Raw genomic sequence first — 24433 nt, forward strand, 5'->3', positions numbered from 1 at the left:
TCGCAACTCTTCATCATGCGCGGTCGGGGACTGTCGCCGGAGCGTAGATCCGCCTCCTTATGTCGTGCCGAAATAGAGGTGCTTGAGCCGGGCATCCGTGCGTACCGATTCCGCAGTGCCCGACAGATCGATGCGCCCCTTGTCGAGGACATGGGCCGTGTGCGCCAACGCCAACGCCCTGTCGACGTCCTGCTCGACGATCAGCATGGTCAGTCCCTCCGCCTTGAGACGCGCCAAGGCTTCGTAGACGTGATCCATCATGATCGGAGCGAGCCCCAGACTGATCTCGTCGAAGATCACAAGTCTCGGTGCCGACATCAGGGCACGCCCAATGGCCAGCATCTGCTGTTGCCCGCCCGACATCGACGTGCCCGGGGATTGCCGACGGTCCTTGAGGACTCCAAAGAGTGTGTAGACCCGATCCAGGCGTTGCTGCTGTTCGCGAACCGGGACGCCGCGCGCCGCCATGATCAGATTTTCCTCCACCGACAGGCTCGGGAAGATCCGACGGCCTTCCATGCAGTGGGCGATACCGGCCGCGGTGATCTCATGGGGCGGACGCCCCACCATATCCCGCCCGCCAACGATGACGTGCCCGGCCGTCGGTCTGACGCTTCCACTCACCACATGGGCGAGCGTGGTCTTGCCGGCGCCGTTGGCACCGAGGATGGCCACAACCTCGCCCTTGCGTACGGTGAGATTGAGATCGTGGAGTACCTTGGCCTGACCATAGCCGGCATAGACACCCTTGAGTTCAAGGAGGGGTGGCTCGGATTTTTCCGGAGCGGGCGTTCCGGACGGCGCCACCCTCCCGCCACCGCCATGTCCTGTGCCGAGATAAACAGAGGCGACGTCGTCCGAAGCGAGCACCTGCTCCGTCGGCCCCTCGGCGAACTTCTTACCGAAATTGATCACGACGCAGTGCGAACAACATTCCCGGACGACGCGGATGACGTGTTCAATGATGATGATCGTACGCTCACCATCGGCGAGAGAGCGAATGAGCCCGATCAGTTCGGATATTTCCTGATCGACCAGCCCTGCCCCAACCTCATCCAGCAGCAACAATTTCGGCTTGAGAGCGAGAGCGCGGGCGACCTCCAGCCGCTTCCGGCGCAACAGCGGCAGGGTGCGGGCGGTGAGGTGCGCCACAGAGGCAAGGCCGGTCTTATGCAGGATGTCGCGCCGTTCTTCCGTTGCACTCCGGCCCGACTGAAAGGGATCGATGGCGAATTGCGCGACCTCGAGATTTTCGGTGACCGTCATGTCCAGGAACGGTCTCGGAATCTGATAGGTCCGGCCCACTCCGAGCTTCGCCCGCGCCGGTGCCGGCAGATCGGTGATGTCTTGCCCGGCCATCACGATGCGGCCGGCCGACGGCTTGAGGGCTCCCCCCAACAGCCCGATCAGCGTGCTCTTTCCGGCGCCGTTGGGGCCGATGATGCCTGTGACCTGTCCGGTGGGGATGGACAGGTTGAGGCTGTCGGTGGCGACGACGCCGCCGAAGCGCTTGCTCAACCCTTCGATCCGGAGAAAATCACCCACGAGACAATCCCCCTTCGGCAAGGCGGGTCCGTCGGGAACCGGACAGGCGCTCCATCAGGCCGAGGACCAAGCCGCAGATGCCGCTCGGCGCGAAACGGATGAGCAGGATCATGATGACGCCGGTGGCCGCCACATGGAACTCGGGATAGTCGGCCAGCAACTCCGACAAGACGACAGCGATAACCGCCCCGACGATGGCGCCAAAACGCCTTCCTGTGCCGCCGATGATCACCATGGTAAGCGCATCGACGCTCCAGGACATGCCGAAGCTGCCATAGGGTTCTATGGCGCCAAGGCGGATACCCTGCAATGCGCCAGCGCTGGCGATAAGCGCGCTGGCGACGGCGAAGACGGTGAGCTTGACGCGGAAGGACACGACTCCCATCTGGCCGGCCGCGTCCTCGTCATCACGGACCGCCTTCAGCAAAATGGCAAAGCGGCTCCCGGTGCCCACCGCCATGATCAAGGTCACGATGACATAGAGCAGAAGCGCATAGGTGAAGAGGGCATGGGAGTCCGGCGGATCCTGATCGAGAACGAGGCCGGTTGCCCCATTGAACCACGGCACATTGATCATGAAGAGCCGCAGCGACTCACCGATCGCCAACGTGCCGACGGTGAAGTAGAGACCCCGCAGGCGGAAGATGGCCCCCGAAACCAGAACGGCGAGCATGGCCCCGCCGACTGCGGCGATCCCGACCGACGCGCCGATCCCGAGCCCCGTGCGATTGAGCACGCCATAGGCGATGTAGGATCCCAGACCGAAGAACGCCGCAGAGCCCAGCGATACGAGGCCCGTATAGCCAGCAAGCAGGTTCCAGCTCTCTGCAAGAACGGCGGCGATCAGAAGATGGAAGCCGATTTCGACCCAGTAGTCTCCTAATGAGCCCTGCGCCACGAAGAGAACGGCCTCTATCGCGAGAAATACGGTGAGGCTCCAGAATGTTGATTGGCCGCGGGTGAGGTGGTTGGCAAGACGCGACATTATCCCCGCTCCCTGAGAAAGCCCTTCGGTCGCAGGGCAAGAACCAGCAGAAACATCAGAAAGCCAGCGAGATCGCGATATCCGTCGCCGAACACCAAGCCGCCCAGACTCTGGATCAGCCCGATGGCTATGCCCCCGACCAGGGTCCCGGCCACGCTGCCGAGTCCGCCCAGAACGATGATGGCGAAGTCCGTCAGCAGATAGGTTGCGCCGGTCGTCGGGGTGAACGAGAAGGCAATACCCATCAATGTGCCGCCGATGCCGGCCGCCGCCGCACCGAGAGCGAAGGTGAGGGCGTGCACCCGGCCCACATTGACGCCGATGATTGCAGCAGCACGCGGATCGTCCGTGCTTGCCCGCAGGTCACGTCCGAAACGCGTGTGGGCGATCATGAAATGCACGCCCAAGATCACGACGACCGAGATAGCAAAGCCAATGATGTAGACCTGCGGAACGCTGATCGCACCAAGTTCAAGCGGCATGCTGGCATAGGGTCTGTCAATCGATCGCGTGTCGGCAGACAGAAAAGCAACGAATAGATTTTGCGCGATGACGGCAAGACCGAATGTCGTCATCATCGGTGCTTCAGGCCCACGGTGCGCGATCGGTCGCAGAAACGCGATGTAGACCAAGTAACCGCCCGCCCCGACCCCAAGGCCGATCAGCGGCAACAGCAGCAGCGGGTCGATGCCCGTCCACATCAAGAGAAACAGGCCCGCATACGCACCGACGACGAGCAGTTCGCCATGCGCCAGGTTCACGAGACGCATCACACCGAGCACGATGGACAGGCCGAGTGCCGTCAGCGCAAGCATGCCGCCGAGCAGGACACCGGAGAGCAAGGTGCTGATGACGATGAATGGATCAGACATGGCCACACCCCTTCGATGGACCAGATTGTGAGTCCGAAGCCGCGTCCGGCACCGCCGACGCCGGATGGGGAGCGCAAAAGCCAGCGCACCATCCTTCGTCGATCGGCAGTCGAGCACAGGCGGTACGCGTACCGTCGTCACCCGACATGCCGGCTGACGCGCGTCGGACGCGATCAGGGGAGCGGAAAGAGAATTGTTCCGGTCGCGCGGTCCTTGGGCCACACCACGACGGTCTTGCCCGACTGCCACTGCAACTCGACCAGGGGCAGCCTCGCCGTATGAGCCGCATCGAACTTGACCGGTCCGACCACGTAGATCTTGTCGGTCTTGGCGATGGCCTCGTTGATCTTCGGGCGATCGAGTGTGCCCGCCGCGGCGATGGCGTCCAGCAGAACCTGCGCAGCGGTGTAGCTGTCCGCGATGTGCTGACTCGAGGTCAGCTTGGTTTCCGCTTCGAAGCGGGTGGCCAGATCCTTGGCGCCTGGATAGGGAAATGACGGGTCCCAGTAGCCGCCGACCAGGACGCCGTCGGAGAGCGCTCCGAGCGCTTCCGCGAACTGAAGCGGCTCAGCCCCCTTCTCGATGACAAGAACCTTGGGCTTGTAGCCGGCCGAAGCCATCTGCTTGCGGATCGACACCGCCTGCGGCGTGATGGCGTCGACGACGACGATATCCGCTCCCTTCGCCTTGGCCTCGGCGACGATGGAGGTGAACTGCGTGTTGTCGACCGGGAATGAGGCTTGCTGCACGATTTCGAAGCCCGCTTCCGCCGCGGCCTTCGGCCAGATCACGCCACCGACGACCTGTCCATCAGGCCCATTGTCGTGCAAGATCGCGATCTTCTTGTTTGTGTTCAGATCGTAGCCGAGTATTGTCTGAATCGTCGCTTGGGCCGTGTCTTGTTCTGCGAAGAAGAGATCCCAGACATATTTCCATTTCTTGACGCTGGTGAAGGCGCCGAGCGGATCGCATCCCGTCACCATGGGCACCTTGGCGCGCTCGGCGACCAGCGCCCCCGCGTTCACGAGAGCCGGCGTGCAAGAGCCCAGAACGGCCACGGAATGGTCGCGGGAAATGAGGCTCTCGGTGTTGGACGCCGCCGCGTTGGGGTCGCTCTTGTCGTCGCGCACGACAAGCTTCACGATTGCTTTTTTGCCGTCGATCGTGATGCCGCCAGCCTTGTTTACCTCGTCGACCGCCGTCTGGTAGCCCCATTTCTGGAAGTTGCCGAAGCCGGCCAGGGGGCCGGAGAGTGGCAAGGACGCGCCGATGACGATCTCGTCGTCGGCCATGGCCGGCCCGCAAAGCGACGCCGCAAGCAGAGCGCCTGCCAAGATTGCCGTTGATCCAAATCTGAAGATGCTTTGGTTCTTCATGAGCGTTCCCCTCGGTTCATTCTTTTTTGGCCGGCGACCATACGATCGCTCGTTAGCTTTTTGGCAGTCGGCCGACACGCGAGCCGGCGAGGTTTGTCAGGATCAGAAGGTCGCGTCTCCAGTCACTTGGCGATAGAGAATGGGCAGGAGATCGGCGAGATAACCCATCTCCTCGGTGGCGTGCTGATGCAGGCGACGGGCGAACTCCGTGTTCAGATGGGTCCGTCGGAGCCCGACCGCGATGTCTTCCGGCAGGAGCTCGCCGCTTTGGCGATCAGCAATAAGTCCGAGCCAGAAGCGCGAGCGCATTTCACAGCCGAAATCCGTATCGCGGACGAAGTGAACCATGCGACCGATGTGGACCGGTTTGTCCTGTTCACCGATGCGGGCGCAGACGGCTACCGCCCCGGAGGCATCGTATCGTTCAGGGTCAAACGTTTCGGCAGGATGATGAAAATCGATCCGCAGATCGAACAGCGGACCATCGTCGCCAGCGAGATATTCCTGCACAAGGTGGCTGGCGCCGATATATTGGCCGGCTTCGCGGTTTTCCCATCCGGAATAGACGTGATCGCGCGGATGCCAGAGCTTATATTGGTCGGTACCGCCAAGCCAGCCGAACCACCAATGGACCATCTTTGCACGGCAGCGGGGCATGCGGGTCAGAGCCGCTACGAGCCACTTGCCACCCGAGAGTTCCTTCACACCGGATTCGAACGGAAGGTATCCGGGATTCAGAAGATCGTTTGCTTCACTAAATTCCATGGCACCCTCGTCATGTCTTGGAGTAATTTCCGATTTGATGGAATCATCAGATCGACAAGAAATCCCTCCAGATTCAAAATCTTGAGAATATCCGTGTTATTCAGATCGATTCGATCTGAACGGGATATGCTCTAGTGTTCATAAGTGTGCAGCCCAAGGATTTGCCGTGCCTCCTCGGCGGTCGCCGGCTCGTTGTTGGCCTCGTTCACCAACCGCACCGCTCGCGCGACGAATTCAGCGTTGTTTCGAGCGAGCCGGCCTCTCGCGTAGTAGACGTTATCCTCGAGGCCGACGCGGATGTTCCCGCCGAGCGCGAGCGTCGCCAACAGGATCGGCATATGCCCGGCACCGATCCCGAACGCCGACCAGAGCGATCCTTGCGGCAGCAGGCTCTTCAAGAAGACCAGATTTTCAACTGTTGCGGCGATGCCACCGGCGGCACCGAGCACGAACTGGAAATATCCGGGAGATTTCAAGACCCCCTTCTGCATGTAGTGCAGCGCCGTGTAGAGCATTCCAGGATCAAAGATCTCGATTTCCGGCCGGACCGAGATCTCTTGCATCAACAGACCGAGGCGTTCGAGAAAGGCCGGATGATTGACGAACAGCGTCGAGTGCATCCAGTTCATGGTGCCGGCATCGTAGGATGCCAGTTCCGGAAGCAGAGCCTGCAAATGCGCCATTCGAGCCTCGTCGCTGGCGCTCAAGTCGCCCGACGTGGTCAGGTTGAGGACGATGCTGCAGCCCTTCTCGCGGATGCGGTGTACGGTCTCGGCGAAGCGATCCTTAGACATGGATCCCCTGCCGGCCTCGTCGCGCATGTGAAGATGCGCGATCGCGGCGCCGGCCTGCCAACATTCATAAACATCCTCGGCGATTTCGCGCGGTGTCAGCGGCACTGCCGGATTGTGCTCCTTGGTCGGAAATGCCCCCGTTGTCGCCACGGTGATGATCGTTTTAGCCATGAGCGGATCCGCCTCTTGGGTCAGCGATAGGCTTTCGAGGCCCGGAGCTGCCGGATTAAACGCTTCTGAAAGGCGCGTTGCCTGCGCTCTGCAGTCGCTGGATCGTATGAGTAGAAGCCTTCCCCGGTTTTCACGCCGAGCTTGCCATCCGCGACTTTGCGACGGAGAAGTTCATTGCCACGGCGCGAAGCATCCATGACCGGCAACAGGTTGTCCGCGACGGTGAGCCAAATATCGAGCCCTCCGAAATCCGCGACCTCCAGCTGCCCCGTCGTTGCGTAGCGGAAGGCGGGGCCGAACTTCAGCGCGCGGTCGACGTCCTCCGGGGCAGCGATCCCCTGCTCGATGAGGGAGAAGACCTCGCGGGCGACACCCTGCTGGATGCGGTTGGCGACCAACCCGGGCACGTCCTTGAGCACCTTCACCGTCTCCTTGCCGATGTCGCTATGGAGCTCCGCAACGGCGTCGTAGAGCTCGCCCGGCATGTTGCCGAAGAACGACAGTTCTACGATCGGCATGACCAGAGCGGGATTGTACCAATGGCTCAGCATCATGCGGGCGCGGCGAGGCTGGCCCGTCTTTTCCATCAGATGTTCCAGCGGCAGGCTGGAGGTATTCGATGCCAGGACGGCTTCCGCAGGGGCCAGCGCATCAAGTTCCGCAAACAGAGCCTGCTTAAGCTCCAACCGCTCGGGAATGGCTTCGACAATGAACTGGCGATCCGCGGCAGCGCCTGCCAAGCCGTCCGAGATCCGGATGCGTCCAAGGGCGGCTGCGGCCTCGTCAGTGGAAACCACGTCTTCCTCGACGAGAGGTGCAAGGGTCTCCGCTGTCCTCCTCAGAAGGCTGCCGCGTTGAGCGGCCTCCGGCTCGTAGACCACGACATCCTTGCCGCCGAGGGCGAAGGCCGCCGCGATGCCCTGCCCCATCAGTCCGCCGCCGATAACGCCGATCCGCTCAATCATCGGAGCCTCCTTCGGGCTATCCGGCGGTATAGCCGCCGTCAGCATGGAGAATGTGCCCTGTGTAGAAATCCGACGCGCGCGAGCAGAGGAACAGCAGCGGCCCGGCGAGATCTTCGGGTTCGCCCAAGCGCCCCTTGGGAACGCGAGCCAGGAAACCCTTCCGGACCTCCACGGCACGGTCGGTGTCCTCGAACATCCAGGCCGTCAGCGGCGAGCGAAAGACCGTGGGCGCTATGGCGTTGACGGTGATCCCACTGTCGCCCCATTCGCAGCCGAGCGCCCGCGTAATGCCGTCTATGGCCGCCTTGGAGGCGCAATAGGCCGAATAGCCGGCCGGATGCCCAAGCTTGCCCCGCGCCGACGACATCAGCACGATCTTGCCGCCGCGCCCTTGGCTCAACATGCGCCGGCCGACTTCGCGGGCCATCAGCCAGCTCTGCGTGACGTTGGCGTCCATCACGTCGAGAAAGCGTGAGGGCTCCATGTCGACGATCTTGGCGACATCGTTCTTGCCGGAGGCGACGACGAGGATGTCGACACCGCCGAAAGCCGCAACGGCATGCTCGACGATTCCGGTGCAGGCCTGCTCGCTATCGGGGCGCGCCTGCAGGCCGACGACATCGTCGCAATGCCGCCGGCAGGCGGCGACGGTGTCTGCCAGAGCCCTCTCGCTACCGGCAACGGCGACGACCTTTGCACCGGCTCCCGCCAACACTTCGGCGGCAAGCGCCCCGAAAGCACCGGAGGCACCCGTCACGATGGCAGTTTTGCCGCGCACGTCGAACAGCGAAAGCGGATTGCTGAAGATGGCGCTCATGGCTGTCCCTCGACAGCGTGCCCCGGCGGATAGGGGATCACGACCAGCAGGGTGCAAGTATGGTTCGACCGGTTCTCAAGGACGCGCACCTCGCCCGGGGCGATGGTGCAACTGTCGTATCGGCCGAGGACAATCTCGGAACCGCCGGTGGTGACGGTCATCGTGCCATCGAGGACCACGTAGACCTTCTCGAAGGGGGTAGAATCCGGCCCGGCTCCCCCGCCGGGCAGGAATTGCGAAAGGCCGACCCATTGATTTTTCGGTCCGCCAGGTTCGAAGCCCTGAAGGCGAAGCCCGACCGTCTGTCGATGATTGGGCGCGTCATAGGGCTTTGCCTCGGCAAAGCGCTTGACGAACATCAGAAGGCCTCGCCTCTCTCGATCCGGTAGTCCTGCGAGGGGTCGACGATCGCCACCAGGCGGATGATGCAGCCGTCGCCGCGGTCCCAATTCCACGGGAAGAAGGCGAACGTTACACGCTTGCCGGTGACGGCATCGAGATCGCCGCCGACATTTTCAATGCCGAGAATTCCGGCCTTGAACAATTTGCGATGGACCGGCTCCCATTCCGGGAAGTCGTCCTTCCAATCGCGGCCGCCGGACCATTCGAAATATTCCTTCTGAAGGTCGACGTGCTTGATGATCGGACCTATGCCGTGGGGACCGATCGCCGTCGCCAGCGGATGGTCGTTGGCCTGCGTATCGTGACCGACGACCTTGACCTTCTTCTCGATGAACCAATCGGCTGCGGAAGGTACAAAGCCGGGCGCGCGCAGGAAATAATCTTCGCTGTCATCGTAGATGTGGTGATAGCCGGTATTGACGATCACCACGTCGCCGGGACGCACAGCTCGGCCCGCCGCTGCTTCGAGATCGTCATAAGTGATCGGCTCCCACTTCTTCTTGGGTATCGACACGACCAGGCCTGAGCCGAAGAAGTGCGGCAAGGGCACCTCGTCGATGAAGGGAGTCCCCTGCACCACATGCGCCGGAGCGTCGATGTGGGTCGTATTGTGCATGCTTGTGGTGATCCTCTGAGAGAGGACACCCGATTTTGCCATATAATGGATGCGCTCAATCTTGACATCTTCAAAATATGGCCAGTTCGGCGACTGGTATCCGAAGCGATGCGAGAGATTATAGAATTTGAGACCCATCGAATTATCGAGGTTCGACTGAAACTCGATACCGCGCACCTTGATTGTCACGATATGTTTCTCCCTGCCGCTCCAGCGAAGCGGAGCGCCATTTTGCATTATTGATTTTTGGGGCGGACTGTTTGCCGTGCCGCTCTACCGCATTGTAATACAGCCGTCCCGCAATGCGGTCAATATGTATTGCATGATGGATTTTGGTGTCTCATATTGCGATACAGATGGCGGACCTCGTTGGAGCGTTGACCGCTTTGGGATAGACGTGCGCAACGGGTATTTTCGGGCGCACCGAGGGATCACGGATATGGGCGGCATCGACTCCAGCGCAGAACGCACCGGAGGAATTCAAGTCATCGCTCGTGCTGCAGCAGTCTTGCGCGCTCTGCGGGACCAGCGAGAGGGGCTCAGCCTCAGCCAGATCTCGGAGCGCGTGGAGTTGCCGCGCTCGACTGTGCAGCGGATTGTCTCAGCGTTGCAGACGGAACGCCTCTTGATATCAGCGGGGCCGGACGGGGGAATTCGGCTCGGTCCGGAACTGCAGTCCTTGGCCGAAGCCGCCCGCATCGATCTCGTGGAACTGCTACGGCCGTTCCTCCAGAATCTGGCGGCGGAGACTGGCGAAACACTCGACCTCGCCGTGTTGCGCGGGAAGCGCCTGATCTTCATTGATCAAATCCCGGGCACCCAGAGGCTGCGCGCTGTTTCCTCCGTCGGCGAGGTCTTTCCGCTCACCACCACGGCAAATGGAAAAGCCTGTCTCGCGCTGATGAGCGACGACGATGTTGCAACAATCGCACGCGACGAGTGGGCGCACGACGGGCGCACCGGCGATCTGGACGCGTTTCTGGCGGAGATCCATAAAGTTCGCCAAACCGGCCTCGCGTTCGACCTCGGCGAGCATACCGAAGGCATAAGCGCGATTGGCATAGCCTTCCGCGATGCACGTGGTGGTATCTACGCGGTGTCGATCCCGACGCCGACAGCGCGCTTTGCCAACCGCCGCCGCGATCTTTCCGAAGCCATCATGCGTCTTTCCGGCCAGATCGCCCGGCTGCTCTCGACGGTTCTGTAGCATCCCCTAACCGGCAACGCGCGCCGAAGCGCCCCCTTCCGCGTGTAGGCTCGCCCTGCCCGCTGGACGACGTCTTCGTCGCCTTGAAAGACGTCATCCCGCATCTGACGCGCTCGTCGCTGCACCGGCGCCTTGCCACGAGAGGTCGGCAAATCGGGGGCGGAAGGCGCACGCGGCGTCCGCTCGAACCCGGCGACTGCGTCATCAAGACCCTTATTGTCATCAGGAACAACTTCGCGTCGGGTGCGGGCCTGGGAGGCGATTGTTAGGCCACGGACTCACGGATAAGCTGGCCCAGCTTGGAACTCGACTAATCTGGGGGGAGGCGGGCGCGAGCATGGATGGCCAGGCTAGCGACATTTTGCGGTTCATCCGAAGATACATAAAATACGATTTCCGCCGCGAGGTTCTGACATGGCTTAAGGTCGCGGCGTTCTATGGGCCGGCCGTCGTGATCGTGGCCGTCCTCGCACTCATGATCCTCGTCTATATCGAGCCGTTTCCCCGACACCCGACCGTTCTTGCCATTGGCCAACGGGGTACGCTAAGCACCGAACTCGGCGAGGCCTACGAAGCCTATTTCCGCCGCCAGGGTCTGTCCCTTCAGGTTCGAAGCCGCATCGGCCTCGACAATGTCGAGAGGGATATATGGGATCCAAAGTCCGACATCACCGCCAGCTTTGTGGTATCGGGAGCCGGCTCGCCATCGGACTATAAAGACCTCGTCTCTCTGGGTAACGTTGCGATCGCGCCGGCCTGGCTGTTCTACCGGGGCGACACCGTCAAAGTCGATGATCCTTTCCAGTATTATAAGGACAAGCAGATCGCTGTCGGCGCACCGGGAACCGTCAGCCAGAAGTTGTTCTCCACCCTGATGGAACTGAACAATCCGGGTACGGGCGACAGGGCGAACTTCCTCAAGCTTCCGCATGCCGAAGCAGTCGAACAGCTGATGGCGGGCAAGATCGATGCCGTCTTCATCGTTGACGGCTTCGGTTCGCCTCTCGTCCAGCAGTTGCTGCGGGATCCCGACATCAAGCTGATGAACTTTCCGCTCGCCGACGGCTATGTGCGACGCCTGCCATTCCTGCAGAAGGTGACGGTTCCACGGGGCGCCATCGACATCGCCAGCATCAGGCCGGAGAGCGAAGTGGCGCTTCTCGCATCCGGCGTGAATCTCCTGGTCCAGAAGGACACGCATCCGGCGGTTCAGTGGGCCTTTCTCATGGCGGCCCGTGACTTCTCGCTGAAGTCGAGCCACTTCTTCCCAATCGCCGGGAGCCTGCCGCAATACAAGGATAACCGCTTCCCGTTGAGCCCGATCGCAACGCGCTTTTATACAAGTGGCGTCCCCGAGATTTTCAGTTATCTGCCGCTCTGGCTCGCCGCGTTGCTGGAGAATGTCTGGATCATTCTGCTCGCCCTCCTTCTTCTTGGCTTGCCCCTTATCAAGAAGATTATCGGCTATCGGGGCTTCGCGTCCCAGAAGCTGCTCTGGCTGCACTTCTGGGAGCTTCGCTATTTGGAGGATGAACTCGCCGCCGCCGGCACGGTGGCCGAGGCACGAACTGTGCTCGAACGATTGAACCAGCTCGACGACACCACGGCGCGAAGTTGGGTGCAGGACGACCAGATGCGCCACTATTTCAATCTTCGGCGATGCATCGCCAGTGCAAAGCAAGACACGGAAAAGAAAATGTCTAGCCTTGGTGAATCCAAGCGCGCGTCGGGGGCCGGCAATTCATGACCTACTCTTTTCTGCAATATATGTCCGACACCCAGCTGCTCGTGCTGTTGCCCCTGGTGGCCTGCATCGCCCTGCTGGTGATAACGGTCGCCCTGCGGTTCATGAACCGGACATGGAACTGGTTCGACTATGACAGCGACGTCGTCGATACCGCGACGCAGAACAGCATGTCCGGTGCCTATGTGGTGCTCGGCTTTGTCCTTGCGCTCGTCATGACCACCGCGTCCAATCTGGATGACAAGGTCTCGCAGGAAGCTCAGGCTATCAAGAGCCTGAACCGGATGCTGATCCTCGATGGCACGCCCCCGGCCCTGAAGGCCCGTGACGCGCTGCTTGCCTACACCAACTCCATCATCGTCGACGAGTGGCCCGATCTCAAGCAGGGGCAAGGCAGCGATGTCACTTCAAATGCTCTGGTCAATGTATTCCTGCAGATCAACAGGATAGATCCCAGCACCGAAAAAAGAATCGTGATCTTTTCCAAGATTATCGATGCAGTGGATCATGTCGCGCAAGCCCGCAACGACCGCATCCTCAGCGTCACCAGCGCACTTCCGACGATGTTCTACACCGTGAGCCTGCTTAGCATTCTGGGTGTCATCGTGATCTGCGGACTGAGACTGATCGAGGCAACGCCCCTGAGGGCCGTGATCATGGCGATACAACTCGTGATGCTGACCCTGATGCTGGCGGCCATCGCCATTATCGACCTTCCGTATCTTGGGGATACGTCCACCTCCGCCGAAAGCCTGCAGGAGGTTTATAACGGCCTGAAGCTGCAGTCGCCCACGCCGCTCCAACCGGGAGCGCAGTGACATGGCACAATCTGATCCGGTCGTCTTGCAGGGACCAATTACGGGCGTTCGACGCCTTCGTGCGGGCACCACCTATGTGGTCGCGTCAGAGGTCCGGGTGCAGAAAGGCGGGCGGCTGGTCGTTGAGGATGGAGTGAACATCCTGATCCTGAACGGTGTGCTGCCCTCCAGTTCGATCGCCCATGCGGCCCTGATCTTCGACCAGGGCTCGGTCCTGCAGGCAAAGCGGCTGTATGTGCGGGCCTGTGACGATCGTTTCCGGGTCGTGAAGGCGGCCGACAATGGCGGCCTGTGGTTCTTCGGCGGCTATCGCAGCGCAGAGAAGGACGGCCTTTCCGTCACCGCCGATCGGCCAAGCGCTGCGTCGTCCTTCAGGGCCGATCTGATCGCGGTCTATTATCTCGGTCATGGGGATCCCGTCCGGCAGAGCCGGGATCCGCTGCAGGATGATCGCGACGGGCTCTCCATCATGGGGGTGGGGCCGCAGGAATGGGATGTTACCGAGCTTAGAAGCTTCCATTCCGGCGATGACGGGATCGACCTCACCAATTCTCATATCGCGGTCCAGCGCCTTCGTGTGGTGGCACCGGCGGAGGATGGCATAAACCTCAGCAGCAGCATGCTGCAGGTCGCTCGAAGCCTGAAGGTCGATGTGACGATGACGGATGTCTCCGACCGGGACATCTTCGATCTCGAGACCGATGACGGCCCGAGCTATGTCGAAATCGCGCGCCACTGCCATGTGGATATTGTCGGGGTGTTTGGCGACGATCTGTCCCTGCGCAGTCCAGACATGCCCGAGGCGGACCATACGCGCGATATTTCCTACCGCTTCAAGGGTTTCCTCCGCTTGTCGCCAGCACTGGTGTTGTCGCTGAACGAGGATTGATGGGGAGCCGCGCATGAACCACGCACTCCATCCCGCCCCGTTGCCAGCGAGAAAGGCACGCCGCCGCGTGGGGGCGCTGTCCGGGTTCCTCGCGGGCTCGCTGTTCGGGTTGATGGCCGGGCTTGCGCCGGGCGCGGCCGACGCCGCTGCCCCGCAGACGCAAGCCTGTCCAGCGCCAGCCGCCACATCGGCCGGCAGCGCGGGCCAGCACTGGGCGTCTCCAGCCGAAGCGAACAACGACGACAAGGCCCCGCAACCCTGCGCATCCTGTGCGGAGCCAGCCAATGCTGGCGCCGGGACTTGCGCGGTCTATCGGTTTCTCGCATCCGCCGCCTGCGCCGACGGGCGGTGCCGCGATGCGCAGGGTGAGTTCGTGCGTCGTGAAAATGGCGGAGACACCTTCTTTTTGCAGCATGACACCCGCTTTCGCGATCCGATACGCTTTGCCCGGGCGCGGGGGGAAAATTGTCGCGTCCTGCTTTGGGCGATCGAGCCCGTGGTCGGGATCGAGGACGTCCCTGGCTATTCCGGGCGTCACTACTGGCAGGACGCCTATGTCGCTTCACAGCGCATGGTCGAACCACCCTTCGCGAAGGACGATGTCGCCTTCGCCATCCAGCCTGCCACGACGCGCGGCCAGCATCAGTTCCATATCCATATCGGAACGCTGAAGCCCGACTATCGCGCGGCGCTCGCCGCGCTGCCGCCCGACGCGACGCACGTTCGCATCGGCCATTATGATTTTCACGCCCGGTTCATCGCAGTCTCCGCGGGGGCTAATCCATTTGCAGGCATCGACGTGCTTGCCATCGCCCGCAGCCTGATGCCGCGCGGAGCAGCGGATCTGCCGCTCCACGGCGTTTTGGCCACGGTCACCGAAGGCGGCCGGGGTCTCTGGATTCTCACCGCACCGAGGTTCGAACGCTCGGAACTCAATTATGTGAGGCCGGCGGAATGCCGCCTCAACTGACGGAAGCCTTGTTGACCCCGGTTGGGGCCGTTTTGGGGGTATGGATGATGGGCCGCTCCGATATTCTGGCCGCGCTCGTGGCCGCGCTTGGCCTGATGGTGGCTCCCGCATGTGCGCTGGCGCGCGCGGCAGAGCCTGCATCGGCCGCCATTCCGTCGGGGGTGAGTTATGAACTGATCGGCGGCTTGAACGTCGACCAGCTCAATACGATCCTCACCGTCGACGCACCGGCTTTCTTCGGCGTCCCGATCACGGCCAAACCGGCACGGAACGGGGTGAAGCTCTATCGGATCACCTATCCCTCGGTCGTTCCCGAACTGGACAACAGACCCATCGTCGCCACGGGGCTGCTGGCGGTACCGGACACGGAGGGCAGTGTTTTTCCGCTGGTCTCCTATCAGCACGGCACCGTGTACAAGAAAACCGAGGTGCCCTCGTTCCCCCAGGAATCCGAAGAAACCAAACTGATGATCGCGCAATTCGCCGGTCAGGGCTACCTGCTGATCGGCCCCGACTATTTCGGCATGGGCGCCTCCACGGAGCCGGAGGGCTATGGCGTCATGGGCAGCCAGCAGCAGGCGAGCTTCGACATGCTGACGGCATCTCTGGCGGTGCTCCGGCAGCTGAAGATATCGAACGACAAGCTTTTCATCAGCGGGTGGTCCGAAGGCGGCTTCGTCACAATGGCCTTCCTTCAGCGGCTCGAACGGGCGGGCGTGAAAGTGGACGCCGCCGCGACCGCCAGCGCACCGGCGGACATCTACTCCTTGCTCAACGGCTTTCTCAATTTTCCGCGAAAAAACGACGCCACATGGGCCAATGTCCTCTACATTCTCTCGGCATTCTCCTTCGAGAATTACTACCGCATTCCCGGCCTGGCGCGAACGATCATTGCCCCGGAATATTACGACCTCGCGAAGCGGGTTTATGAGCGGCAGGATTACAAGAAAGACGAGATCCCGACGAACCTCAAGATACTGATCCAGCCCGCCTATTTTGATCCGGAATTCTTCGCGCAATCCGCCTATGGCAGGATTGCGCTGGCCACCCAAGCCTATCGATGGATCATCAAGACGCCGCTGCGCAATTATTACGGCGAAGATGACGAGATCGTTTCCGTCGGCCTTGGCAGGCTGGTCATGGAGTACCAGCGAGGCATTGGTGCCGGCAACAGCCGCGTCGAAGCTATCTCGACCGGGCCGACAAACCACCGCGGCACCTTTGCCACGGCCGTGCCGCGCTGGAAGGAATGGTTCGATACGAAGTGAGCGCCTGCCGGCTGACGCCCGTAGGTCGAACATCGACCGAAGGCGACGGGAATGTCCCCTGGCGGCGCATGAGGCCCCTGTTCTTCACGACAGACACCACACCGTGCGCGGGCGGCGCCCCCCCCCGGCCGCGCTCGAACCATGCCGCGGCAGAACGGCCAGATGACATTCCGCCCGGGATTGCTCTTTCCAATCGCCCTGCCGTGCGCCATATAGACGGCTTGACCGTCGCTTCCGACGCGTCTTTCCAAACCAGCAGTTCGGCTGCATGTGATCGGACAGGATTTGCAGGTTCTCGTACGCGACAACAATGTCGACCAGGCGTTGAGAGTTCTGAAGAAGAAGATGCAGCGTGAGGGCATCTTCCGGGAAATGAAGGCCCGCCGCGCCTATGAAAAGCCCTCTGAGCGGCGCAACCGCGAAGATGCCGAGGCTATCCGGCGCGCCAGGAAGGCTGCTCGCAAGCAGGCCGTCCGGGATGGCCTCATCGCAGCGCCAAAAAAGAAGCCGATGACCGGCCGTGGCCCCGCCAGACCGATGGCTCCGACCGCCGAGTAAAATTAAACCCCACACAGGGTTGTGTTATTGCGCAGCCCTGTGTAGGATTAAGCATCGATCTTGGACGTTGAACTTTGTTTCGCGCATATTGCGCCATAGCGAACTTCCTCTCAAATCGATGTCAACGTGACGCTCGCAAGCTTGCGGGCGATCGAATTTCTATGTCGACTGAAGGATATATCGCCATGGCGACAGGTGTTGTGAAGTGGTTCAACAGCCAGAAGGGTTTTGGCTTCATTCAGCCCGATAACGGCGGACCGGACGTGTTCGTTCATATCTCGGCTGTGGAGCGGGCTGGCATGTTCGGCCTGAACGAAGGTCAGAAGATCTCCTACGAGATCGAGACTGACCGTCGGAGCGGCAAGAGCTCGGCCGGCAGCCTCCAGGCTGCTTGAGGATTGGCTCCGGCCTCTGACCACGGATGTACTGGCAGGTGCCGTTGAGGCAATTTTGGGAAGGCCGGGGAAACCCGGCCTTTTTTATTTTTCGAAGGGAATGAAACATGACAGCTCTCACGCGTGACACGGTTTTCAAGCCAAAACTGTCCCAGACCGAGAGCAAGGCCGACGCGGTCTCGCGGATCGCCAGATCGATGATCGAACAGGAAGCCTCGCTTCGTCAGGCGAAGACCGCGCGTCTGCGCGAGGCCCGGCTGGCAAAGGAGGCCGCCGATGCCGCTGCGACGGCTCCGAAGCCGGCGCGCAAGAGCGCCAAGCGGTAACGCCCGTGCCCACGTTCACCAGCTGAGGCCGCAATTCGACCTAGCCGGTGCCGGTATCCGTCCCGGCGGGCCCAGCCACGAAGCCGGGGCGAACGCACTTGCCGGCGTGCTTTGCCGAGCGCGCTTGGCCCAACGTGCTCGCCTGAATGCCTGACAAGACACCGCCGGGCGGGATGCCGACTGCGCGACGCTCCCTCGGGCCTCGGGTCATCGCGTCCCGACGCCACATCGGTCGGCCTGACCTGCCGGACTGCGCCTCAACCGGAGGCTCCCGTCGGATGCGGTCTCCCGTTCACCCGGTTTCCGCTGAGGGGCTTCGCGGGAGCGACATGCGAACAGCGCCCCTGCGTCAGCCGGCCTGCGCCATTTCCGTACCGCTCTCGTAGCGTGCGAGGATGTCGGCGAGACTCGGAATGTCCGAGATGCCGTCCATGTCGATCCGGCCGACGACCGCGCCGCGCGACAGCACGACGACCTCGTCGGCGGCATCGAAAATCTCCTGAACTTCCGTGCAGAACACCACGACCGAGCGGCCCTCGGCTGCGAAGTCGCGCAGCAGTTCGTAGATGTCGGCCTTGCTGGAGATGTCGACGCCACGCGTCGGCTCCTCGATCACGATGATGTCCGTGTTCTGTTCCATTGCCGCGCCGAGCACGACCTTCTGCTGGTTGCCGCCGCTGAGCGCGGTGATCGGCAGATCCGTTCCGCCGGTCTTCACGCGGTAGCGGGCGACGCTGCGCCGCGCGAGCGCTTCGATCCGTGCGGGGTCGAGCAGCCGGCCCCGCCCGCCGATCACGTCGCTGCCCAGCCGGGCGGCCAGGTTCTCGCCGACGCTCATGTTGTGAAACACCGTGTGGCGCCGGCTCGCGGCCAGGTAGGAGACGGACGCCGCGAAGCGGAGCCTCGATCCATCGGCATCCTGCATCGGGCGGAAGGCGCCGATCGCCTGGGCGAGTTCGCGTGCGCCGGAGCCCTCGACACCGGAGAGCGCGACGACACGGCCGGGCATCAGATCGAGGGATACCTCGCGGAACGCACCGTGGCGGTCCGAACAGCGATCGAGCCGCAGCACCGGCCTGGACGATCCGGCTGACCGCACCGCCCGCGTCGACGCAGGATTAGCGACTGCGTGCGTCGCGTGCGTGGCCGTCAATTGCGCGGCAATCGCCGTTTCGCTGATGGCCGCGCCCCTGATCTCGTGGTTGATCCGCCCATCGCGAAGCACCAGAACGCGTTTGCAGCTGCGCACGAAATCATTGAGGCGGTGCGTGATGAGCAGGACGATGCGATCGTCGGCCGCCAGTTCGCTCATGGTCACGAACAGCGCCTCGGATTCCTGCTCGGTCAGGGCCGAGTTCGGCTCGTCGAACAGATAGACGTCGGCATCGCTGAGCATGGCGCGGGCGATCTCGACGCGCTGCTGAACCGCCAGCGAGAGATCGGCGAGTTCATAATGGGCGAACTGCGCGATGCCGAGACGCTCGAGCACGGCGGCGGCAGCGGCCGGATCCGGCGCAACACGGCCGAACCAGCGCCCCTCGCGGCCGACCGCCAGGTTCTGTTCGACCGTCATGTTCGGCCAGATGTGCGGCTCCTGATGCACGACCGCGACACGGCGCCAGACATCCTGAACCGGCCCGTCCGGGCGCATCAGCACGATCTCGCCGCTGTCGGCCTTCTCTTCGCCGGCGAGCATCCGCATCAGCGTGCTCTTGCCGGCCCCATTCGGCCCGGCGATGCCGATGATCTCGCCCGACGTGAGGTCGAGATCGAGGCCGTCCAGCGCGCGGGTCGCGCCATAGCGCTTGGTGATGGCCTTGCCGGTCAGGCGGATCATGCCGCGGCTCCCGTCCGGGCGGAACGCTGACCGGCGCTGCGGATCAGCTTCTGCGACACGAGGTCGAGCCAGACGGCGCCGATGGTGACGAAGCCGATGAACAGGAGCTGGACGAAGGACCCGACGCCGAGGAGCGCGAGACCGTTGTTGAGGAGCGCCAGCAGGATAACGCCGAGAAGCGTGCCGACGATGGTGCCGCGACCGCCGTTCAGGCTCGCCCCGCCGATGACCACGGCCGCGATCACCTGGAAGGACAGCGAACTCGACTGGGTCGGCCCAACCGATCCCACATAGGAGAAGTCGATGATGCCGGCCACACCCGCCATCAGCGCGCTGAGCAGGAACACCACGTACTTGTATTTCCGCAGGGGGAGACGGGCGACGCGCGCGGCCTCGGCGTTGCCGCCCATCGCCACGAGGCGGAAGCCGAAGATCGTGCGGTGGCGCAGGATCCAGAACAGGATGAAGGCGCCGAGCAGCCAGAGCGTCTCGACCGGAATGTCGTATGCCATCAGCGCGCCGCCAAGGCCGTGAAAGAAGGACAGTTCCCACGCCGGCGGCAGCGGATCGTTGTAGGCGGGCGTGAACGTGGTGGCGTTGCTGATGAGGAGCGAAAGGCCGTCGGCGACGTTGAGCATTCCAAGGGTGGTGATGAAGGAGGGAAGCCCCGCCCGCACCGTCAGGAAGCCGTTGACGAAACCGACCAGGAGCGCAATGCCGAGGCCCGCGCCGAGGGCGACGACAAGCGACGTCGTGAACGGCAGGCTTCCGCCGCCGAGCCACAGCGTGGCCACGACCGTGCCGGCGAGCCCGTAGACCGCGCCGACCGAAAGATCGATTTCGCCGAGCAGGATCACCAGCATCTGGGCGAAGGCGACGATGCCGAGCGCGACCATCGACCGGACCAGCGTCAGCATGTTCTCCGGGCTGAGGAATGCGGAGCGCTGCGACTGGACGATCAGCGCGATCAGCACGATGGCGAGCGCGAGGCCGAGGGTCCTCAGGCTGTTCAGGACTTTTTGCGTGCCCAGGAGGGCGGACAGGGATTTCGTCATGATGGCTCCGGGGCAGCGAAAGCGCAGTGCGTATGAGAACGGCGCGGAGATGGTGCAATCTCCGCGCCGGCGACGGTGTTTCCGCTCCCTCAGTGAGACGCGGCCTTCAGGCGCTCACGGCCTGCCTCTACGCTGAGCTCGTCCTGGCCGCCAGCCTTGGTGATGACGATGGGGCGCAGATACTGCAGCGGATCGGCCGGCGTCTCGCCGGTGGCGAGATATTTCGCGCACTGCTCGACAGGAGCCTGGGCCTGGTTGTCGAAGCCCTGGTCGATGGTCACGAGAGTGGTGCCGTCGGCGATGGCATCGAGGATGGCGCCGCTGACGTTGAAGCCGGAAGTGAACACCTTGCCGTTCAGCTTCAGGTTACGGATGACGTTGCCCACGCCCTCGACACCCTGGTCGGTGTGGAAGAACAGCGTGACGTCGGGGTGCGCGGTCAGGAACGGCGTCACCGAATTCAGCACTTCCTGGGTGGTGAAGTTCTTGCCGGTGGGAATGCCGGACTTCGCGTCATTGAAGAACTTTGCGTCCGGGAACACCGACTTGTAGCCCGCCATGAAGCCTTCCATGCGCGACTGCGCCCACGGCTGGTCCGGCGCGCCGCTGCCCATCGCGATCTGATCGACCTTGATGCCCTTTTCCTTGATCAGCTTGGCGGTCGCCTCGCCGTTGATGGTGCCGGCCTGAACCTCGTTCAGGGCGTAGAAGGCGAAGCGCTTCGCCTTCGGCGCATCGATATTGAGCGTGAACACCGGAATGCCGGCGGCGGCGTACTTGTTGATGATGCCGGTGAACTGGTTCGGCAGCGGCGGCTGCAGCGCAAGGCAATCGACCTGACCGGAGTTCAGCAGCGTCTCGAGTTCGGCGAGCTGCTTGGTGGTGTCGGGATTGACCGGCCCGACCAGGCGGCACTCGGCAGAGAGCTCCTTGTTGGCCGCGTCGCAACCCTTCTTCGTCCCGATGCGCATCTCGGCACCCTGGATCGGAATGCCCGTCCCTTCGATGTCGACGATGATGTTCACCTTCTCGCCGGCCTCGATCTTCTTGACGATCCGCGGCGCGAGCTTGAACTCGCCCCAAGGCATCTGGTGCGTCTTGGCGGCTTCCGGGACGGTCTTCTCGGCGGCATAGGCCGAGGGTCCCGTGCCCGAGACGCCCGCGATGAAGGCCACGCCGGCCATGGCGAGCATGTGGCTGCGAAGGAAGGACATAGGGAGCTCCGTTCTCATCTGGAAATGTTCCGCTAGACAGAACTATGTTTTGTGCAATAGAACTGTATCGGACGAAGTCCCGTTGTCAATATGAGCCCGAGCGCATTTTGTGAGCGCGGCGCGCGATTGGGCGTGAGGGTGAAAGCCACCACTCCCCGGGGCCCGACGGGCCCGTGACTTACGCGCGCACTCGGGGGGATCACTGCAACCGGATTCAAACGCCGGTGAACCCGCATCAAAGGGAATGTCTTTGCCGGCTGCACGGCGCGGATCGGGACGAAGTGCCGGGCGGACCGATGTCCGAGCGGGACGCGGCGAGACGGTCGGCACCTCGCCACCGTGCGGCTCACGAAAAGTTCAGCCGCCGCGCAGGCGCCGGATCATGCCGGGGCCGGCTCCCGCACGCGAACGGGGCGCCCTATGGGACACCGCATGATCAGGAACAGCTGGACGTCCCGAGAACCGGAGGCGTGGGATCAAGCTCCGCGACAGACGCGGGGCGCCTCTCTTCCAAGTCGCGAAGCATGCCAGTAATTCAGGCGTATTTGAGCGAAATTTTCCACAGCCTCGACACTTTTGGGCTCGATGGCGTCTTAGGTCGGACAGTGAATGGCTGCGAATTTTCGAGATATGCTGCGTTCGAATCGATCCGATTTGAACGGATATCGATATCAGTCCAAGGGCGGCAAAGCGGAATGCGCCGGCCCGCCGAGAAGATGACTGATCCGGTCGGCATAAGCCCGAACCGCTGAGCCGAGCTGGTGCAGGTCGGCATCGCTGCGGCCGAGCTTCATGCATGTCACGCTGATCGCGGCCACGGCATCGCCGGTGCGGTCGTAAACGGCGGCCCCGACGCAGACGACGCCGATATTGTCCTCCTCGTTGTCGAAGGCATAGCCGCGCGCGGCGATCTCGCGCAGGTCGTCGATCAGCGCGGCCTGGGTGGTCAGCGTGTGCTCGGTCCGGCGCGGCATGCCGAGGCGGGTCAGGATCGCCATCACCTGCTCGCTCGGCAGCCGGGCGAGCAACGACTTGCCGACCGCGGAACAATGCGGCAGCTCCCGTCGGCCGAGCGACGCGGTCATGCGGAACGGTCCCGGCGCGTCGACGCGACCGATCGCCACCGCATAGCCGTCGTCAAGCACCGCGAGGCGCGAGGTCAGCTGCGTCGCATCGGTCAATTGCTGCAGGATCGGCGTCGCGATCTGGGTGATCCCCATTTCGGCCACGGCGCGGTCGCCGAGATGCACCAGGGTCAGCCCCAGGCGGTAAAGCCGGGCACCACCGATGCGGGTATCCGCCACGAAGCCCCGCGCCACCATGGTCTGCAACAGCGTGAAGGCCGTGGAGCGCGAGACGCCGATCGTCTCGGCGATCTCTCCGACGCTCATGCCCTTTCCGCTCCCGGCACCGAGCGCCTGCAGCACATCAAGCGCCCGGCCGACGCTGCGCAGGGAGTACTTCTCGTCTGGAGTTTCCGTGGTGTCCGACACGTCGATGCGCCCTTTCGGTCTTGCGTTCCCCAGGCTTCTGCAGAGGCCCTTCGACCTGCCATCGATAGCGAGCCACGAGGTCGGTTGACAATATCCACCGCCTGCCCTAACGATTTGTAGGGCAGAACGTTATTCTGTCTAGCCGAACATTAGCATCGTTTCCGTCGCGCGCAATGGCCGAGGCGAAGAAAACGCCACCGCCGACCCGGATCGGCGGCACGCGGCACTCCTCACCCATCGCATCGGCAGCCGCGTCATCGCGCCAGCCCAACACGTCCAGCCCTGGAGAATTCCATGCGTCTTGTGCAGTTCAAGAGCCGGTCTGGCGAACGGAAGGTCGGATTTCCCGACGAGAGCGGCGGCTTCATCGTGCCGCTCGCCGGGCCGAATACGGTCTATGATCTGGCCAGCAGCGCCATCGAACGCGGGGTCGGTCTCGCCGACGCGGTGGCGTCCGCCGCGCACGACGCACCCGTCAGCTACGACGAGATCATCGCCGAAGGGCGCCTGCTCGCCCCCCTCGACCATCCGGAGCCGGCGCGGTTCTGGATCACGGGAACGGGCCTCACCCACATCGGTAGCGCCGATGCGCGCGACAAGATGCACGAGATCGCCCACGGCGCCGATGCCGACATGACGGATTCGATGAAGATCTTCCGCATGGGCCTTGAGGGTGGCAAACCCCGCGAGGGCGAGATCGGCGTGCAGCCCGAATGGTTCTTCAAGGGGCTCGGAACCTGCGTCGTGCCGCCGGAATCGGACATTCCGATGCCGGCCTTCGCGCTGGCGGGCGGCGAGGAAGCGGAGATCGTCGGCCTGTACCTCATCGGGCCCGACGGCAACCCCTGGCGGCTCGGCTTCGCGCTCGGCAACGAGTTCTCCGATCAGGTCACGGAAGCGCTCAACTATCTCTATCTCGCCCATTCGAAGCTGCGCGACTGCTCGATCGGGCCGGAGTTGCTCGTCGGCGATCTTCCCGACGACACGAGGGGCAAGATCCGCGTTCTCCGCGACGGCCGAACCCTGTGGGAGGGCGAGTTCCTGAGCGGCGAAAGCAACATGTCGCACTCGGTCCGCAATCTCGAGCATTACCATTTCCGCTACGACATGTTCCGCCGCCCGGGTGACCTGCACGCCTATTTCTTCGGCGCGCCCCTGCTGAGTTGCGCCAATGGCGTCGAGACGCAATCGGGCGACTGCTTCGAGATCGACGTGCCCGATTTCGGCCGGCCGCTGCGCAATCGCATGGTCGCCAGGCCGGCACCCAGCTTCGTGGTGCGATCGCTCTGATCCCGTTCCTGCCGTCGCGGCCGCATCCAGCCGCGCCCTCCCCTCTTCTCTCTGGAGCCGA

The 24433-nt window shown here is 62.9% G+C and carries 23 protein-coding genes and 2 pseudogenes; 11 read left to right on the forward strand and 14 right to left on the reverse strand.

Annotated features, from left to right (window positions below; all coding sequences use genetic code 11):
- Positions 1-57: 57 nt before the first annotated feature.
- From BUF17_RS21645 to BUF17_RS21690, 10 genes and pseudogenes are all read right to left on the reverse strand, one after another.
- Positions 58-1545, reverse strand: coding sequence for an ATP-binding cassette domain-containing protein (locus tag BUF17_RS21645; protein WP_073632722.1), 1488 nt, complete (start codon positions 1543-1545; stop codon positions 58-60).
- Positions 1538-2530 carry a branched-chain amino acid ABC transporter permease gene (locus BUF17_RS21650; RefSeq protein ID WP_073632724.1) on the reverse strand — a complete coding sequence of 331 codons (993 nt, stop codon included), beginning with the start codon at positions 2528-2530 and terminating at the stop codon, positions 1538-1540. The genes BUF17_RS21645 and BUF17_RS21650 overlap by 8 nt, the downstream gene beginning before the upstream one ends.
- A complete protein-coding gene (locus BUF17_RS21655; protein WP_073632726.1) occupies positions 2530-3402 on the reverse strand; it encodes a branched-chain amino acid ABC transporter permease in 873 nt (290 codons plus the stop codon). Before BUF17_RS21655 ends, BUF17_RS21650 begins: the two co-directional genes overlap by 1 nt.
- Positions 3403-3668: 266 nt before the next feature.
- Positions 3669-4778 (reverse strand): annotated as a pseudogene (locus BUF17_RS21660) (amino acid ABC transporter substrate-binding protein); the annotation flags it as partial.
- Between the two features lie 102 nt (positions 4779-4880).
- Positions 4881-5543, reverse strand: coding sequence for a DAPG hydrolase family protein (locus BUF17_RS21665; RefSeq protein WP_073632730.1), 663 nt, complete (start codon positions 5541-5543; stop codon positions 4881-4883).
- A 131-nt stretch (positions 5544-5674) separates the two neighbouring features.
- The gene (locus BUF17_RS21670; protein WP_073632732.1) at positions 5675-6508 is read right to left on the reverse strand and encodes a beta-keto acid cleavage family enzyme; all 834 of its coding nucleotides are present in this window, start codon (positions 6506-6508) and stop codon (positions 5675-5677) included.
- A gap of 20 nt (positions 6509-6528) precedes the next feature.
- Positions 6529-7473, reverse strand: coding sequence for a 3-hydroxyacyl-CoA dehydrogenase family protein (locus BUF17_RS21675; protein ID WP_073632734.1), 945 nt, complete (start codon positions 7471-7473; stop codon positions 6529-6531).
- 16 nt (positions 7474-7489) lie between these two features.
- Positions 7490-8290: an SDR family NAD(P)-dependent oxidoreductase gene (locus tag BUF17_RS21680; protein WP_073632736.1), complete on the reverse strand. Its 801-nt coding sequence runs from the start codon at positions 8288-8290 to the stop codon at positions 7490-7492.
- The gene (locus tag BUF17_RS21685; protein ID WP_073632738.1) at positions 8287-8649 is read right to left on the reverse strand and encodes a cupin domain-containing protein; all 363 of its coding nucleotides are present in this window, start codon (positions 8647-8649) and stop codon (positions 8287-8289) included. The genes BUF17_RS21680 and BUF17_RS21685 overlap by 4 nt, the downstream gene beginning before the upstream one ends.
- Positions 8649-9497 carry a cyclase family protein gene (locus BUF17_RS21690; protein WP_073632740.1) on the reverse strand — a complete coding sequence of 283 codons (849 nt, stop codon included), beginning with the start codon at positions 9495-9497 and terminating at the stop codon, positions 8649-8651. The genes BUF17_RS21685 and BUF17_RS21690 overlap by 1 nt, the downstream gene beginning before the upstream one ends.
- A gap of 250 nt (positions 9498-9747) precedes the next feature.
- Here BUF17_RS21690 and BUF17_RS21695 point away from each other — a divergent pair, with 250 nt between their 5' ends.
- The 10 genes and pseudogenes from BUF17_RS21695 (at position 9748) to BUF17_RS21740 (ending at position 17483) form a co-directional block, all read left to right on the forward strand.
- The gene (locus BUF17_RS21695; protein WP_073632742.1) at positions 9748-10515 is read left to right on the forward strand and encodes an IclR family transcriptional regulator; all 768 of its coding nucleotides are present in this window, start codon (positions 9748-9750) and stop codon (positions 10513-10515) included.
- Between the two features lie 41 nt (positions 10516-10556).
- Positions 10557-10661: pseudogene (locus tag BUF17_RS23530) on the forward strand (IS481 family transposase); the annotation flags it as partial.
- Positions 10662-10852: 191 nt separating this feature from the next.
- The gene (locus BUF17_RS21705) at positions 10853-12262 is read left to right on the forward strand and encodes a TAXI family TRAP transporter solute-binding subunit (protein ID WP_084565094.1); all 1410 of its coding nucleotides are present in this window, start codon (positions 10853-10855) and stop codon (positions 12260-12262) included.
- Positions 12259-13077, forward strand: coding sequence for a bestrophin-like domain (locus BUF17_RS21710; protein ID WP_073632744.1), 819 nt, complete (start codon positions 12259-12261; stop codon positions 13075-13077). Before BUF17_RS21705 ends, BUF17_RS21710 begins: the two co-directional genes overlap by 4 nt.
- A 1-nt stretch (position 13078) precedes the next feature.
- Positions 13079-13966, forward strand: a complete 888-nt coding sequence (locus BUF17_RS21715; protein ID WP_073632746.1) for a hypothetical protein — start codon at positions 13079-13081, stop codon at positions 13964-13966.
- A 13-nt stretch (positions 13967-13979) separates the two neighbouring features.
- Complete coding sequence (locus tag BUF17_RS21720; protein WP_244530990.1) at positions 13980-14936, forward strand: CDP-diacylglycerol diphosphatase; 957 nt, start codon at positions 13980-13982, stop codon at positions 14934-14936.
- A 44-nt stretch (positions 14937-14980) separates the two neighbouring features.
- A complete protein-coding gene (locus BUF17_RS21725) occupies positions 14981-16204 on the forward strand; it encodes an alpha/beta hydrolase family protein (protein WP_428977669.1) in 1224 nt (407 codons plus the stop codon).
- Between the two features lie 285 nt (positions 16205-16489).
- On the forward strand, positions 16490-16762 hold the full coding sequence (gene rpsU, locus BUF17_RS21730) for a 30S ribosomal protein S21 (protein WP_073632748.1): 273 nt from the start codon (positions 16490-16492) through the stop codon (positions 16760-16762).
- A gap of 185 nt (positions 16763-16947) precedes the next feature.
- On the forward strand, positions 16948-17157 hold the full coding sequence (locus BUF17_RS21735; RefSeq protein ID WP_073632750.1) for a cold-shock protein: 210 nt from the start codon (positions 16948-16950) through the stop codon (positions 17155-17157).
- A 107-nt stretch (positions 17158-17264) separates the two neighbouring features.
- Positions 17265-17483, forward strand: a complete 219-nt coding sequence (locus BUF17_RS21740) for a hypothetical protein (protein WP_073632752.1) — start codon at positions 17265-17267, stop codon at positions 17481-17483.
- 349 nt (positions 17484-17832) lie between these two features.
- Here the strand turns inward: BUF17_RS21740 and BUF17_RS21745 are convergent, their stop codons facing one another.
- From BUF17_RS21745 to BUF17_RS21760, 4 genes are all read right to left on the reverse strand, one after another.
- Positions 17833-19320, reverse strand: a complete 1488-nt coding sequence (locus BUF17_RS21745; RefSeq protein WP_073632754.1) for an ATP-binding cassette domain-containing protein — start codon at positions 19318-19320, stop codon at positions 17833-17835.
- Complete coding sequence (locus tag BUF17_RS21750; RefSeq protein WP_084565096.1) at positions 19317-20375, reverse strand: ABC transporter permease; 1059 nt, start codon at positions 20373-20375, stop codon at positions 19317-19319. The genes BUF17_RS21745 and BUF17_RS21750 overlap by 4 nt, the downstream gene beginning before the upstream one ends.
- Before the next feature lie 89 nt (positions 20376-20464).
- Positions 20465-21589 carry a sugar ABC transporter substrate-binding protein gene (locus BUF17_RS21755; RefSeq protein WP_244530991.1) on the reverse strand — a complete coding sequence of 375 codons (1125 nt, stop codon included), beginning with the start codon at positions 21587-21589 and terminating at the stop codon, positions 20465-20467.
- Positions 21590-22260: 671 nt separating this feature from the next.
- Positions 22261-23082, reverse strand: coding sequence for an IclR family transcriptional regulator (locus BUF17_RS21760; protein ID WP_084565098.1), 822 nt, complete (start codon positions 23080-23082; stop codon positions 22261-22263).
- Between the two features lie 294 nt (positions 23083-23376).
- On the opposite strand from BUF17_RS21760, the gene araD1 reads away from it, so the two are divergent.
- The gene (gene araD1, locus BUF17_RS21765) at positions 23377-24372 is read left to right on the forward strand and encodes an AraD1 family protein (RefSeq protein ID WP_073632756.1); all 996 of its coding nucleotides are present in this window, start codon (positions 23377-23379) and stop codon (positions 24370-24372) included.
- Positions 24373-24433: the final 61 nt, after the last annotated feature.

The sequence above is a fragment of the Pseudoxanthobacter soli DSM 19599 genome (assembly GCF_900148505.1).
In the GTDB taxonomy this organism is placed as follows: domain Bacteria; phylum Pseudomonadota; class Alphaproteobacteria; order Rhizobiales; family Segnochrobactraceae; genus Pseudoxanthobacter; species Pseudoxanthobacter soli.

Excerpts from the sequence above, each read along its gene's own strand:
- BUF17_RS21720 (WP_244530990.1), top strand. The coding sequence starts at position 13,980 with ATGAACCACGCACTCCATCCCGCCCCGTTGCCAGCGAGAAAGGCACGC.
- BUF17_RS21665 (WP_073632730.1), bottom strand. The coding sequence starts at position 5,543 with ATGGAATTTAGTGAAGCAAACGATCTTCTGAATCCCGGATACCTTCCG.
- BUF17_RS21680 (WP_073632736.1), bottom strand. The coding sequence starts at position 8,290 with ATGAGCGCCATCTTCAGCAATCCGCTTTCGCTGTTCGACGTGCGCGGC.
- BUF17_RS21685 (WP_073632738.1), bottom strand. The coding sequence starts at position 8,649 with ATGTTCGTCAAGCGCTTTGCCGAGGCAAAGCCCTATGACGCGCCCAAT.
- BUF17_RS21710 (WP_073632744.1), top strand. The coding sequence starts at position 12,259 with ATGACCTACTCTTTTCTGCAATATATGTCCGACACCCAGCTGCTCGTG.
- BUF17_RS21750 (WP_084565096.1), bottom strand. The coding sequence starts at position 20,375 with ATGACGAAATCCCTGTCCGCCCTCCTGGGCACGCAAAAAGTCCTGAAC.
- BUF17_RS21740 (WP_073632752.1), top strand. The coding sequence starts at position 17,265 with ATGACAGCTCTCACGCGTGACACGGTTTTCAAGCCAAAACTGTCCCAG.
- BUF17_RS21715 (WP_073632746.1), top strand. The coding sequence starts at position 13,079 with ATGGCACAATCTGATCCGGTCGTCTTGCAGGGACCAATTACGGGCGTT.
- araD1 (WP_073632756.1), top strand. The coding sequence starts at position 23,377 with ATGCGTCTTGTGCAGTTCAAGAGCCGGTCTGGCGAACGGAAGGTCGGA.
- BUF17_RS21675 (WP_073632734.1), bottom strand. The coding sequence starts at position 7,473 with ATGATTGAGCGGATCGGCGTTATCGGCGGCGGACTGATGGGGCAGGGC.
- BUF17_RS21745 (WP_073632754.1), bottom strand. The coding sequence starts at position 19,320 with ATGATCCGCCTGACCGGCAAGGCCATCACCAAGCGCTATGGCGCGACC.
- BUF17_RS21755 (WP_244530991.1), bottom strand. The coding sequence starts at position 21,589 with ATGTCCTTCCTTCGCAGCCACATGCTCGCCATGGCCGGCGTGGCCTTC.
- BUF17_RS21655 (WP_073632726.1), bottom strand. The coding sequence starts at position 3,402 with ATGTCTGATCCATTCATCGTCATCAGCACCTTGCTCTCCGGTGTCCTG.
- BUF17_RS21705 (WP_084565094.1), top strand. The coding sequence starts at position 10,853 with ATGGATGGCCAGGCTAGCGACATTTTGCGGTTCATCCGAAGATACATA.
- BUF17_RS21735 (WP_073632750.1), top strand. The coding sequence starts at position 16,948 with ATGGCGACAGGTGTTGTGAAGTGGTTCAACAGCCAGAAGGGTTTTGGC.
- BUF17_RS21695 (WP_073632742.1), top strand. The coding sequence starts at position 9,748 with ATGGGCGGCATCGACTCCAGCGCAGAACGCACCGGAGGAATTCAAGTC.
- BUF17_RS21670 (WP_073632732.1), bottom strand. The coding sequence starts at position 6,508 with ATGGCTAAAACGATCATCACCGTGGCGACAACGGGGGCATTTCCGACC.
- BUF17_RS21725 (WP_428977669.1), top strand. The coding sequence starts at position 14,981 with ATGATGGGCCGCTCCGATATTCTGGCCGCGCTCGTGGCCGCGCTTGGC.
- BUF17_RS21650 (WP_073632724.1), bottom strand. The coding sequence starts at position 2,530 with ATGTCGCGTCTTGCCAACCACCTCACCCGCGGCCAATCAACATTCTGG.